Origin of the sequence: Mesorhizobium sp. M7A.F.Ca.US.005.03.2.1, from assembly GCF_003997795.1 — a bacterium.
GTDB lineage: Bacteria > Pseudomonadota > Alphaproteobacteria > Rhizobiales > Rhizobiaceae > Mesorhizobium > Mesorhizobium ciceri.
This window is the reverse complement of the sequence record NZ_RZRP01000090.1, coordinates 1-12,195: the sequence shown is the minus strand read 5'-3', so window position 1 is coordinate 12,195 and position 12,195 is coordinate 1. Positions and strand designations below refer to the sequence as shown.

General features: G+C 62.5%; 12 protein-coding genes. 7 read left to right on the top strand and 5 right to left on the bottom strand.

What is annotated here, in order from left to right; all coding sequences use genetic code 11:
• Positions 1-426 precede the first annotated feature (426 nt).
• The 3 genes from rplI to rpsF form a co-directional block, all read right to left on the bottom strand.
• Entirely contained in the window at positions 427-1,011 is a 585-nt protein-coding gene (gene rplI, locus EN991_RS07765; protein ID WP_013532521.1) for a 50S ribosomal protein L9, read from the bottom strand.
• Between the two features lie 218 nt (positions 1,012-1,229).
• Positions 1,230-1,478 (bottom strand): 30S ribosomal protein S18, encoded by a 249-nt coding sequence (rpsR, locus tag EN991_RS07760; RefSeq protein ID WP_006203718.1) that lies wholly within the window; start codon positions 1,476-1,478, stop codon positions 1,230-1,232.
• The gene (gene rpsF, locus EN991_RS07755) at positions 1,478-1,978 is read right to left on the bottom strand and encodes a 30S ribosomal protein S6 (protein WP_013532520.1); all 501 of its coding nucleotides are present in this window, start codon (positions 1,976-1,978) and stop codon (positions 1,478-1,480) included. Before rpsF ends, rpsR begins: the two co-directional genes overlap by 1 nt.
• 452 nt (positions 1,979-2,430) lie before the next feature.
• On the opposite strand from rpsF, the gene EN991_RS07750 reads away from it, so the two are divergent.
• On the top strand, positions 2,431-4,092 hold the full coding sequence (locus tag EN991_RS07750) for a pilus assembly protein (RefSeq protein WP_127368505.1): 1,662 nt from the start codon (positions 2,431-2,433) through the stop codon (positions 4,090-4,092).
• Positions 4,093-4,139: 47 nt separating this feature from the next.
• On the opposite strand, the gene EN991_RS07745 is transcribed toward EN991_RS07750, so the two are convergent.
• Positions 4,140-6,071: an LTA synthase family protein gene (locus EN991_RS07745; protein ID WP_024504319.1), complete on the bottom strand. Its 1,932-nt coding sequence runs from the start codon at positions 6,069-6,071 to the stop codon at positions 4,140-4,142.
• A 277-nt stretch (positions 6,072-6,348) separates the two neighbouring features.
• Between EN991_RS07745 and fabD the strand changes: the two genes are divergently transcribed.
• The 4 genes from fabD (at position 6,349) to fabF (ending at position 9,833) form a co-directional block, all read left to right on the top strand.
• The gene (fabD, locus tag EN991_RS07740) at positions 6,349-7,290 is read left to right on the top strand and encodes an ACP S-malonyltransferase (RefSeq protein WP_013532517.1); all 942 of its coding nucleotides are present in this window, start codon (positions 6,349-6,351) and stop codon (positions 7,288-7,290) included.
• Between the two features lie 60 nt (positions 7,291-7,350).
• Complete coding sequence (gene fabG / locus EN991_RS07735) at positions 7,351-8,088, top strand: 3-oxoacyl-[acyl-carrier-protein] reductase (RefSeq protein WP_013532516.1); 738 nt, start codon at positions 7,351-7,353, stop codon at positions 8,086-8,088.
• A gap of 211 nt (positions 8,089-8,299) precedes the next feature.
• The gene (locus tag EN991_RS07730; RefSeq protein WP_006203723.1) at positions 8,300-8,536 is read left to right on the top strand and encodes an acyl carrier protein; all 237 of its coding nucleotides are present in this window, start codon (positions 8,300-8,302) and stop codon (positions 8,534-8,536) included.
• 34 nt (positions 8,537-8,570) lie between these two features.
• Positions 8,571-9,833: a beta-ketoacyl-ACP synthase II gene (gene fabF / locus EN991_RS07725; RefSeq protein WP_013532515.1), complete on the top strand. Its 1,263-nt coding sequence runs from the start codon at positions 8,571-8,573 to the stop codon at positions 9,831-9,833.
• Here fabF and EN991_RS40790 read toward each other — a convergent pair.
• Entirely contained in the window at positions 9,821-10,093 is a 273-nt protein-coding gene (locus tag EN991_RS40790) for a hypothetical protein (RefSeq protein ID WP_244514282.1), read from the bottom strand. The two genes, fabF and EN991_RS40790, sit on opposite strands and share 13 nt — an antisense overlap.
• Between EN991_RS40790 and mltG the strand changes: the two genes are divergently transcribed.
• Together mltG and EN991_RS07715 are read left to right on the top strand one after the other, a co-directional pair.
• On the top strand, positions 10,092-11,201 hold the full coding sequence (mltG, locus tag EN991_RS07720) for an endolytic transglycosylase MltG (protein ID WP_245268565.1): 1,110 nt from the start codon (positions 10,092-10,094) through the stop codon (positions 11,199-11,201). The genes EN991_RS40790 and mltG overlap by 2 nt on opposite strands.
• A 153-nt stretch (positions 11,202-11,354) precedes the next feature.
• Positions 11,355-12,195: YicC/YloC family endoribonuclease (locus EN991_RS07715; protein WP_127368504.1), on the top strand; the 841-nt coding region annotated here is incomplete at its 3' end.

Genomic DNA, 12,195 nt, shown 5'->3' with positions numbered 1-12,195 from the left:
ATGTGCATGTGCACCGGCTCGCCGCTGCCGTCGCCGAAAACCACCGCCGTGCCCTTGGGGCCGGTTACCCTAAGATTGCCGGTGCGCACCAAGCGGTCGAGAACGCGCTTCAACAGAATATTCATGACCAAATGTCCCCTCTCGGCCAGACAGGCTGCCTTGGCGCGTGACCGCGAAAATCGGGATCGATTTCGCCGGAGATCTTGCGCCGAACCAAAGTTGCACAGCGTGCTTTGCGCGGCCAAAGGACGCGCGACGCCATAGTCTGCAACAATATATAGGGGTTCGAAAAGTTCCATTTGGCACAAAAATGCCCGGGCGCGAGGCCCGGGCATTGGTCCAGCATGGCTGGATGACGGCAAAGTGATCGGAGCTTGGCGTCAAGTCGTGATCAGCCCCATGGCTCCAATCGCTTGCGACGTGTGATCAGGCGTTGTCTTCGTCGCCTTCGAACTCGGTGTTCGGATCGAAGAAGTTCTCCGGCCGGGCGTTGTCGTTGATGTCGTCGCCATAGATGGCTTCGGCGGTGGTCAGCGTCTCGCCCTTGGCCTGGCGCTCGGCTTCGTCGGCCGTGCGGGCGATGTTGAGCGTGACGGTGACCTCGACTTCCGGATGCAGCGCGATCGCCACATTGGTGACACCGATGGTCTTGATCGGCTGGTTGAGCAGGATCTGGTTGCGGTTGATCGAAAAACCTTCCGCCGTCAGCAGATCGGCGATGTCGCGGGTCGAAACGGAACCGTAAAGCTGACCGGTTTCGCCGGCGGAGCGAACGGCGATGAAGCTCTTGCCGTCGAGCTTTTCAGCGACCTGGGCCGCTTCCGACTTGCGCTCGAGGTTGCGGGCTTCAAGCTGGGCGCGCTGGCCTTCGAACTTCTTCTTGTTGGCTTCGTTGGCGCGCAGCGCCTTGCCCTGCGGCAGCAGGAAGTTACGGGCGAAGCCGTCCTTGACCTTGACGGTATCGCCCATCTGGCCGAGGCGGGAAACGCGTTCGAGAAGAATGACGTCCATGGATTTGTTCCTTTGGTTGGACGCCAATCGATCGATGAGATCGGCGCCGAATGTCTTGGGAACAGGTCAGGAAGCTTGAGCGCCTTTGGCGCTGGTGTCGCTGTCCTGCCTGTGCGGCAGTTAGAGGTTTTGACCTCAACCCGGGATTTGATGTTCAACCCTGCGGCGCCCGTCGCCGTGGGAGAAGAGCGGGCGGCGAACCGCCCGCATTTGAGATATTAGCGAACCACGTAGGGCAGCAGGCCGAGGAAGCGGGCGCGCTTGATCGCCTTGGCGAGTTCGCGCTGCTTCTTCTGGCTGACGGCGGTGATGCGCGACGGCACGATCTTGCCACGCTCGGAAATGTAGCGCTGCAGCAGACGCACGTCCTTGTAGTCGATCTTGGGCGCGTTGGCGCCGGAGAACGGGCAGGTCTTGCGGCGGCGATGGAACGGGCGCCGGGTCGGGATCTGATTGATGTCGACCATTATTCTGCACCCCCTTCAAAGCCTTCGCGCGGACGGCGCGGACCACGATCGGCACCGGCGTCGCCGAACGAGCGCGGCGGACGATCGCCACGGTCGCCGCGATCACGATCGCCGAACGAACGCGGACCACGATCGCCACGGTCACGGTCGCCGAAGCCGCCGCGTTCCGAGCGCTCTTCGCGCTTCTGCATCATGGCCGACGGGCCTTCCTCATGCGCCTCGACCTTGATGGTCAGGAAACGCAGCACGTCTTCGGACAGGCCCATCTGGCGCTCCATCTCGTTGAGCGCGGCCGCCGGGCAATTCAGGTCCATCAGCGTGTAGTAGGCCTTCCGGTTCTTGTTGACCCGGTAGGTGAGGGACTTCAGTCCCCAGTTCTCGACCCGGCCGACGGACCCGCCATTTGCGGAGATGACACCCTTGTACTGTTCGACAAGCGCATCGACCTGCTGCTGCGAGAGGTCCTGCCGGGCAAGAAACACATGTTCGTAAAGAGCCATTATGTCTTATGCCTTTCTTCGTTTCTCTCCCGGTTCCCGGCGGCAAAAGCCTCTGCAACTTCTCTGACCCGCAAACCCTCGAAGGGGCAGGGGGAAGAAAGGAGCATGACGAGACGGTCGAGAGCGGAGACACGGGAGGCGGAAGCACTTCCGGCTTCACACGAAGGTTCTGAAAACCTCCGGCCCTCCGTTCAGCCCCCAGCAAGGACCGGCAGATTGCGGGCGTCTATACAGCAATCCGGCCGCAAAGCAAGGGCAAGCGGCATTCCCGTGTGTCGCAGGCGACGATCGGGAAGCAGCAACGGCCGGAGTCGTGGTTTCCGGCAACCACGTCTTAACCACACCAGCAGGTTGTGTGGAGTTGAAGCCTGGCCGTCAACGGTCGATTCATCATGGAAGGCGCAAAAGCCCGGACAACCGCGCAAAAGCGGCAAGCATTTCCGGGGGTAAGGATGCTTCTCAACAAATTATGGCGCTCGAAGAGCGGCAATTTCACGCTTGTGCTGGGACTGGGTTTGCCGGTCATCCTGACGGCAGTCGCTTTCGCAACCGATGTCTCGACCCTTATGCGGGCCAAGAGCAATTTGCAGAACGCTCTCGATTCGGCAAACCTTGCTTCTTCGCACCTTGGCGATCTCGACATCACCCGCAATGACGCTTTCAACCGCTATTTCCAGGCCAACATCGTCGGTCATGGCGAGCTCGACAATGCGCAGGCGACGTTGACTGTCGACAAGGGCGTCAACTTCGTCAAGACCAAGGCGGTTGCCTCGGCGGACGTCCATCTCAACTTCGCCTTCCTGTTCGGCGACAGCAAGCACATCGTGGTCGATGCCTCGGCGGTCGAATCGAACAACCAGCTCGAAGTCGTGCTGGTGCTGGACAACACCGGCTCGATGGCCGGCGCGCGGATGACGGCGCTGAGGACGGCGACAAAATCGTTGCTCGACACGCTCGAAGCGGCGAAATCGCCAACGCGCAAGATCCGCGCCTCGCTGGTTCCTTTCGTGACGGCCGTCAACGTCAATGGCGACGGCTTCGACCCGTCCTGGATCGACATGGACGGCAAGTCCTCAACCAACGGCGTCAATTTTCCCGTCATCTACGGCAAGCGGCCGAACCACATGGCGCTTTTCAAACAGCTCAAGAAGACCGGATGGGCCGATGCCGGATGGAATGGCACCGGATGGAAAGGTTGCGTCGAGGCGCGGCCAGGCGCTTACAATATCTCCGACACGCCACCCGACCCGGCCAAGCCCGACACGCTGTTCGTGCCCTACTTTGCGCCGGATGATCCCGAAGACGCCCAGAAGCCGTCTGGCTCCTATGGCAATTCGGATAAATACTACAACAACTCCTATCTCAACGATGTCAGCGACAAAACCAGGCTTGCCCAGTCGGGCATCAACATTCTGGGCATCGATCTCAGCAACCTGCTCGGCAATCTCATTGAACTTCTGTCGCCCGATGACAGGGATGCCAGGGAAAAGATCGCCAAATATGTTGCGCCCGCCAAGGAACTCATCACCGAGATCGGCTCTCCCATCACTGTCGGCCCGAACCGTGCGTGTCCGACCCCGGTGGTCCCCCTGACCGACGATTTCGACAAGCTGCGCAAGGCGGCCAGTCAGATGACCGAGTGGAATGGCTCGGGTACCAATGTCTCCGAGGGCCTGTCGTGGGGTATGCGCGTGCTGTCGCCTGCCGCGCCCTACACCGACGGAGCGCCGTGGAAGACGCCTGGGATCAGTAAGATAGTGCTGTTGCTCACCGACGGCGAGAACGTCGTCTATGGCGCCAGCGAACAAGAATCGACAAAGTCGGATTACACATCCTATGGCTATCTGGCTGGCGGCCGCTTCGGATCGGACAACCAGACGACCGCTGCGCGCAATGTCGACGGCTGGACCAAAAACGTTTGCACGCAATTGAAGAACGAGGGCGTGCAGATCTACACCATGGTGCTGCAATCCGACACCGCAGCCAACCGTGCGCTTTACAGCGCCTGCGCCTCGGATCCGAGCAACTATTATGCCGTCAACGATCCGACCAAACTGCCGAACGTGTTCCTTCAGATCGCCAACAATTTCACGAAGCTGCAATTGACCAACTGAACACGCGAACCGAGACGGACCAGCAGGCTCCGAGGGAATCGCTGGCCTCAACTCGTATGCGCGGCGACAATCTTGTCGACCGTTTCGGGGAAGAAGTCGGGCGCCGCGTGGCGTTTGCCGAACATCATATCGTACTGCAGCAGGCGGAAATCGCGGATCGCCGGATCGATCTCCTTCTGCCGCGCCCAATCGGGCGTGGCCTCGCCAGCCGGCGTCAGCAGCAAATTGCGGTCGACGACACGGTAGTGTTCGCTCATCTCGCCCAGGAAGCCGGTGTAGTAGGGATGGCTGATGCCGGCCGTCTTCAGGATATGATAGGGCAGGAAGGCCGGGCTGACGGCGCCCATGTGCTCAGCCGGCCCGGTGCGGTTCGACCAGATGACCAGCGGCGTCTCATGATGCTCGAGGGCAGCCTCGGGCGACGCTTCCTTGCGCGGCGCGACATTGTCCTTCAGGAAGCCGGTTTCGACATAAACCGGCCCGAGCGGCGGCAGATGGTCGCCGAAGAAGGCGATTACGGTTGGGCGGGAGCGTGTCTTTGCCCATTCGACGAGGCGTTCGAGACCGCGATCGGCATCGGCTGAGCCTTCGGCGTAGCTGAGCAGCGATTCGCGCGCCCACTGACTGATCGGCGCCTGCACCCTGTGCGTGGGACTGTAATAGCGGTTCGGTTCGTAGGGACCGTGGTTTTGCAGGCTGACCGCAAAGAAGAACACCGGCTCTTCGCTGGCGTCGGCCTCGCTGATGATCTCGTCGGTCATCGCGGCATCCGATGCCAGTGGCCCGCGCTTTTGCATTGGCGGCAGCGTCTCTTCCGACTTGAAATCGTTGAAGCCGAAATCGGCGTAGACCGCGCCACGGTTCCAGAACCAGTTGGTGCCCGGATGGATGGCGCGCGCCCGATAACCCTGGCTCTTGAGGAAGGTTGCCAGCGACGGCGTCGGCGTGCGCACATATTGCTGGTAGGGGATGCTGCCGGCCGGCAGGAACGCGTTGGAGAAGCCGGTCAGCGCCTCGAACTCGATATTGGCGGTCATGCCGCCGAACTCCGGCGAGAACATCGAGCCGGAGCGCAGCGCCCGCACATTGGGGATCGGATCGGGCGTGATGGTGACGCCGGGCAGCTTGGTCGGGTCCCAGAAGGACTCGCTCATGACGATGATGATGTCAGGCTTCTCGGCCGGCACCGAGGCGGTCACATCGGGCCTGGCGATCGCCGCGATCGCCTTGTCGGAATAGCCCGGCGGCGCAGAGACATGCGCCATCGGCACATTGAGCGCAAAGGCCAGCGCAAAACCGTTGGAGGCATAGTTTTCCTTCTGGTCCCACATGATCGGGATGATCTGCAACCGGTCCCTGGTCCAGGAGAAGGTGGCATAGTCCATGATCGAAACGAAGAAGGCGAGCAGCGGCACTGCCAGCGTCAGCCGCGCAAGGCGTCCCTTGCGGCTGAGTGCGGGAACCTTGCGGCGCCACATCCGCCAGCCATAGACGAGCAGCGACAGGCCGGCGACGATGCCGACGACCATGGCGAGCGCGGTCATCGGCCGGTCGCGCACCAAAAGCGGCAACAGCGCAAAGATCTGGCGGGCATAGAGGAAATCGGTCGGATAGAGCGGATCGCCGAGATAATGCGACTTCTGGTGGCCGACGAAGGCAAGCGATAGCGTCAGCGGCGCGACGATCATCAGGCTCTGATGGCTGCGGCCCAGCACCGCATCGAGGCCGATCAGGATCAGCGCGAACACGACGATGGTGGTCCAGCCCGGCTTGAGCGGCTGCAGGAAGAAGGAGACCGTGCCGGCAAAGTCGCCGCGCACGATCAGTTCGATGGCAAACACCAGGACGGCGGCGATCGCCAGGCTGATCAGCCCATAGCGCACGACCGGCCATCTCCTGCCCGGCAGATAGCCGGTGGAGGGGTCGTCTTCCAGGAACTGTGGCGCGGCCTTGCCGGCGCGTTTGTAACTCTTTGCCACTTTAACTTCCCCACCCAGCGACAAGCACGTCACTCGATTGTCATGGAATTGTCACGCAAAGCTAGCGCCTGTGGCCAAAATAAGAAGAGCCAGCAAACGAATCGTGAGCGGTTTTCATCAGGAGTGATCGCCAAAAAGCCTTTCGGAACAGGCACTCGGCGGATGAAGCTGCCGTCGAGCAGGGTCGAACCGGGCTTGACTTGGCGGCCTGCCTTGCGTCACAGGCAAGAAAAACTCGTCTATCAGGCAAGCAAAACCAGCCCTTGGGAGCCCGCGCATGGCCGTTGCATTCACCTTTCCTGGACAAGGCAGCCAGGCAGTCGGCATGGGCAAGGATCTCGCCGAGGCCTTTCCCGAGGCGCGCAGAATTTTCCAGGAAGTCGACGACGCGCTCGGCGAAAACCTGTCGAAGCTGATCTGGGAAGGGCCGGAAGAGACGTTGATGCTGACCGCCAACGCGCAGCCGGCGCTGATGGCGGTGTCGCTGGCCGCGATCCGGGCGCTGGAATCGCGCGGCTTCTCGCTGAAAGGCAAGGTCGCCTATGTCGCCGGTCATTCGCTGGGCGAATATTCGGCGCTCGCGGCCGCTGGCTTCGTTTCGGTTGCCGATGCCGCCAGGCTGCTGCGCATCCGCGGCAATGCCATGCAGGCGGCGGTGCCGGCCGGCGAGGGCGCCATGGCGGCGATCATCGGATTGGAACAGGCCGATGTCGAAGCCGCTTGCGCGGAAGCCGCCAAAGGCTCCGTCTGCCAGATCGCCAACGACAATGGCGGCGGCCAACTGGTCATTTCCGGCGCCAGGGCCGCGGTCGAACTGGCGGCGAAACTGTGCACTGAGAAAGGCGCCAAGCGCGCACTGATGCTGCAGGTGTCCGCGCCCTTCCATTCGGCGCTGATGGCGCCGGCCGCGAACGTCATGCGCGACGCACTCGCCGGTGTGACAAAGAATGCGCCGGTCGTTCCCGTCCTCTCCAATGTCACGGTCAGCCCGACCAGCGATCCGGACGAGATCGCCCGCCGCCTGGTCGAGCAGATAACCGGCCGCGTACGTTGGCGCGAGACCGTGGAGTGGTTCGGCGCAAATGGCGTCACCACGCTTTACGAGATTGGCGCCGGCAAGGTGCTTTCGGGATTGGCGCGGCGCATCAACCGCGACATCGCCACTGCGTCGGTCGGCTCGGCGGCTGAGGTCGAGGCAACGCTAGCAGCGCTTGCATAAAGCCCCATTTGATCCCATTCCCTGCAAAAGGGGTGTTCTCTTCTCAATCAGGAGACAAAAATGTTCGAATTGACTGGCCGCAAGGCGCTCGTCACCGGCGCATCGGGAGGCATCGGCGAGGCGATCGCCCGGATGCTGCATGCGCAAGGCGCGATCGTCGGCCTGCATGGCACCCGCGTCGAGAAACTGGAGGCGCTGGCTAGCGAGCTTGGCGACCGGGTCAAGCTGTTCCCGGCCAATTTGTCCAACCGTGACGAGGTCAAGGCGCTCGGCCAGAAAGCCGAGGCCGATCTCGAAGGCGTCGACATCCTGGTCAACAACGCCGGCATCACCAAGGACGGGCTGTTCGTGCGCATGTCGGATGCCGATTGGGACAGCGTGATCGAGGTCAATCTGACCGCCGTTTTCCGGCTCACCCGCGAACTCACCCATCCGATGATGCGCCGCCGCCATGGCCGCATCATCAACATCACCTCGGTGGTCGGCGTGACCGGCAATCCCGGCCAGACCAATTACTGCGCCTCCAAGGCCGGCATGATCGGCTTCTCCAAGTCGCTGGCGCAGGAGATCGCCACCCGCAACATCACAGTTAACTGTGTTGCACCAGGCTTCATCGAATCGGCAATGACCGACAAGCTCAACGACAAGCAGAAAGAGGCGATCATGGCGGCGATCCCGACGCGGCGCATGGGCACCAGCGTCGAAGTCGCGTCCGCCGTCGCTTATCTCGCCTCCAACGAAGCCGCCTACGTCACCGGCCAGACCATCCACGTAAATGGCGGCATGGCTATGATTTGAACGAGGTTCTGCAGCAACGCCGGCGGGTTGTGTAAAGAGACCATTTCGGCTTGGACCTCAGCTATTTTTCGTGTAATGCGGCCCGCAACCCGGCGGTTCGGGCAAAAATCGGTCCGTAGTCGTTGCGTTTCCGGCAGGACCATCTTTCAGCTTGATTAGCGGCATTCTGCCCGCTAACGAAGACAGACAAACAAAAGACGAGGATGCCCAAATGAGTGACACCGCAGAGCGCGTCAAGAAGATCGTCATCGAGCACCTTGGCGTCGATGCCGACAAAGTGACGGAGCAGGCGAGCTTCATCGATGATCTGGGCGCCGACAGCCTCGACACGGTCGAACTCGTCATGGCGTTCGAAGAAGAATTCGGCGTCGAGATCCCCGACGACGCGGCCGAGACCATCCTGACCGTCGGCGATGCCGTGAAGTACATCGACAAGGCTTCGGCCTGACGCTTTCTGCAGTCATCACCGGGGAGGACCTGCGATGAGGCGTGTCGTCGTCACGGGCCTTGGCTTGCTGTCGCCGTTCGGCATGGGCTTCGAGCACAGCTGGAAGGAGCTTCTGACCGGCCGCAGCGCTGCCAAGCGCATCACCGAGTTCGAGGTGGAGGACCTTGCTTGCAAGATCGCCCATGTCATTCCGCGTGGTGACGGCAGCAATGCCACCTTCAATCCCGAGGCCGTGCTCGAGCCGAAGGAATTGCGCAAGATCGGCGACTTCATCCTGTACGGGATTGCCGCCGCCGACGAGGCGCTGAAGGATTCCGGTTGGGAACCCAAGACGCATGAAGAGCAATGCGCCACCGGCGTCCTGATCGGCTCCGGCATCGGCGGCATCGAGGGCATCGCCGAGAACGCGATGATCCTCAAGGAACGCGGCCCGCGCCGCATCAGCCCCTTCTTCATCCCGGGCCAGATCATCAATCTCGTCTCCGGGCAGGTTTCGATCCGGCACGGGCTGAAAGGCCCGAACCATGCCGTCGTCACGGCCTGTTCGACCGGCGCGCACGCCATTGGCGATGCTGCCCGGCTGATCATGTGGGGCGATGCCGACGTGATGGTCGCCGGTGGCGCCGAAGCGCCGGTGACGCGGCTGTCGATCGCCGGGTTCGCCGCATGCCGGGCACTGTCGACGGAACGCAATGATTCGCCGCAAACGGCGTCGCGCCCCTATGATCGCGACCGCGACGGCTTCGTCATGGGCGAGGGCGCCGGCGTTGTCGTGCTCGAGGAGCTCGAACATGCCAAAGCGCGCGGCGCCAAGATCTATGCCGAGGTGACGGGTTATGGTCTCACCGGCGACGCGCATCACATCACGGCGCCCGCCGAGGATGGCGATGGTGCCTTCCGTTGCATGACGGCGGCACTCAACCGGGCCAAGCTTACGCCTGCCGACGTCGACTACATCAACGCGCACGGCACCTCGACCATGGCCGACACGATCGAGCTCGGCGCTGTCGAGCGGCTTGTCGGCAATGCCGCATCGAAGATCTCGATGTCGTCGACCAAGTCGTCGATCGGCCATCTGCTTGGGGCGGCCGGTGCCGCCGAAGCGATCTTCTCGATCCTTGCCATCAGGGACAATGTCGCGCCGCCGACCATCAACCTCGACAACCCCGAACGCGAAACCGCGATCGACCTGGTGCCGAACAAGCCGCGCGCCCGCCAGATCGACGTGGCGCTGTCCAATTCGTTCGGCTTTGGCGGGACCAATGCGTCGCTGGTCTTCCAGCGCTACAATGGCTGATCGTCCGGCTGCCGGGCGACGCTTTGGCGTGCCGTCAATTTTGCCATATTCGCCTCTACTCTGCCGCTGGGGATTCGTTGGGCGATCAAACGGTAGGGCGAAATGAACACAAATCCGGCAGGCAACGGAGAATTCGGGCAACGGCCGGCAACATCCGGACCGATCGTGCCGAAAACGGCCAGCGAGGCGTTGCGGCCAGAGGCCGGCACGCCGCCGCCGAAGCGCTCGCGTGCGTCACGCAGCCAGGTCGTCGTGTTCATGAACTTCGTCATCTCCTCGGTGATGCTGGTGGTTCTGGCGGCCGGCGTCGCGGTCTATTTCGGCAAGCAGGAATTCACCGAGCCCGGACCCTCCGCTAATGGCGATACCTTCCTGGTCAAGCCGAACACCGGCGTCCAGGATATCGCCGACCAGCTCGAACGCCGCGGACTGATCAGTGATGCCCGGGTATTCCGCCTTGGCGTGCGCGCCTTCGGCAATGATTCGGCGCTGAAAGCCGGCGAGTACGAGATCAAGCCCAGGGCTTCCATGCGCGATATCATGGAGCTTCTGAAGAGCGGCAAGTCGGTGATGTATTCGCTGACCATCCCTGAAGGACTGACTGTCGACCAGGCATTGCAGCGCATCGCCGAGGAGACTGCCTTGAGCGGCGACATGCCGGCAACCACGCCGCCGGAGGGCAGCCTCGCCACCGACACGCTGCGCTTCACGCGCGGCGCGACACGCCAGCAGATGGTCGACAAGCTGCTTGCGGATCAGAAGAAGCTGGTTGACGATGTCTGGCAGCGGCGCGCGCCGGACCTGCCGCTGGCCAACGTCGAGGAGTTCGTCACGCTGGCTTCGATTGTCGAGAAAGAGACGGGCAAGGGTGACGAGCGTTCACGGGTTGCCGCCGTCTTCCTGAACCGGCTTGCCAAGGGCATGCGCCTGCAATCCGATCCGACCATCATCTACGGGCTGTTCGGCGGCAAGGGAAAGCCGGCGGACCGGCCGATCTACCAGTCGGATATCCAGAAACAGACCCCCTACAACACCTATGTGATCAACGGCTTGCCGCCGACGCCGATCGCCAATCCGGGTCGTGCAGCGCTGGAGGCGGTGGCCAACCCATCGAAGACCGACGACCTCTATTTCGTCGCCGACGGCACCGGTGGGCACGTCTTTGCCGCGACGCTGGACGAGCACAACGAGAATGTCGCCCGCTATCGCGCTCTGCAGAAGAAGCAGGCGGATGACGTCGCCAAAGCCGCCAAGACGACCGGCGGCGGCGACAGCGATGCCGTCAAGCCGGCGGACGGTGGGCCGGCCGACAGTGGGCCGGCTGACGGTGCCGACGACAGCGGCGGTGACGCGGGCGCTGCCCAGTAGAATGAAGAAAGGCGTTGCCCGACAGGCGACGCCCTGACATTTGCAAGAGCGCCGCGCGTCCGATTTCGACGCGCCTGCGCAGTCATTTTCAAGCCGCACTTGCTCTGTCCGGAAAGCCGGTTCGGGGCAATGTGCCAGGGACGTGTGGGCGATATGAATTTGCAGAGCATGACCGGTTTTGCACGTGCCGTCGCCGAGCACGAAGGCACTTCGATCGCCTGGGAGGTCAAGTCCGTCAACGGCAAGAGCGTCGAAGTACGGCTGCGGCTGCCGCAAGGCTTCGAGCGGTTGGAACCGGCTGTCCGGCAGATACTTCAGAAACGTTTTGCACGCGGCAATTTTCAGGCGACGCTGACCATCGGCCGTGCCGTCGGCGCGCAGGCGCAGCCGGTCGTCAACGAAGCCTTCCTGAAGGACCTGGCTGGGCTCGCCAAGCGGCTGCAGGAGCAGTTCGGCGTTGCTGCGGCGACCTCGGATGGATTGCTTTCGCTGCGTGGCGTGCTCGACATTCCCGAGACTGTCGAAACCGAGGAGGCGAGGGCTGCGCTCGATGCCGCGATCATGGCCGCGCTCGAAGTGGCCTTGAACGGGCTCGAACAGGCTCGGCAGGGCGAAGGGGCCGCGCTGGCTTTGCTGCTGTCGGGTCATATCGACACAATCGAGGCGCTGACGCTGCGGGCAGAAGTGGATCCATCCCGCGAGACCGCGGTGATCCGGGAACGCATCGCCGAGCAGGTCAGGCTGCTGATGGACGCTTCCGCCAATTTGGATGCCACCCGACTGCACATGGAGGCCGCGTTCCTGGCCACCAAGGCCGATATTCGCGAAGAGATCGACCGGCTGAAAACGCATGTCGCATCCGGCCGGGCACTGCTGGTGGGCGGCGGCGCGGTCGGTCGCAAGCTCGATTTTCTGGCACAGGAATTTAACCGCGAATCGAATACGCTGTGTTCCAAGTCGAATGCCGCCGCCATCACCGCGATCGGGCTGGACC

Coding starts and splice junctions, on each gene's coding strand:
- rpsF (WP_013532520.1), bottom strand. CDS start 1,978: ATGGCTCTTTACGAACATGTGTTTCTTGCCCGGCAGGACCTCTCGCAG.
- EN991_RS07730 (WP_006203723.1), top strand. CDS start 8,300: ATGAGTGACACCGCAGAGCGCGTCAAGAAGATCGTCATCGAGCACCTT.
- EN991_RS07750 (WP_127368505.1), top strand. CDS start 2,431: ATGCTTCTCAACAAATTATGGCGCTCGAAGAGCGGCAATTTCACGCTT.
- mltG (WP_245268565.1), top strand. CDS start 10,092: ATGAACTTCGTCATCTCCTCGGTGATGCTGGTGGTTCTGGCGGCCGGC.
- fabF (WP_013532515.1), top strand. CDS start 8,571: ATGAGGCGTGTCGTCGTCACGGGCCTTGGCTTGCTGTCGCCGTTCGGC.
- fabG (WP_013532516.1), top strand. CDS start 7,351: ATGTTCGAATTGACTGGCCGCAAGGCGCTCGTCACCGGCGCATCGGGA.
- EN991_RS40790 (WP_244514282.1), bottom strand. CDS start 10,093: ATGAACACGACGACCTGGCTGCGTGACGCACGCGAGCGCTTCGGCGGC.
- rplI (WP_013532521.1), bottom strand. CDS start 1,011: ATGGACGTCATTCTTCTCGAACGCGTTTCCCGCCTCGGCCAGATGGGC.
- rpsR (WP_006203718.1), bottom strand. CDS start 1,478: ATGGTCGACATCAATCAGATCCCGACCCGGCGCCCGTTCCATCGCCGC.
- fabD (WP_013532517.1), top strand. CDS start 6,349: ATGGCCGTTGCATTCACCTTTCCTGGACAAGGCAGCCAGGCAGTCGGC.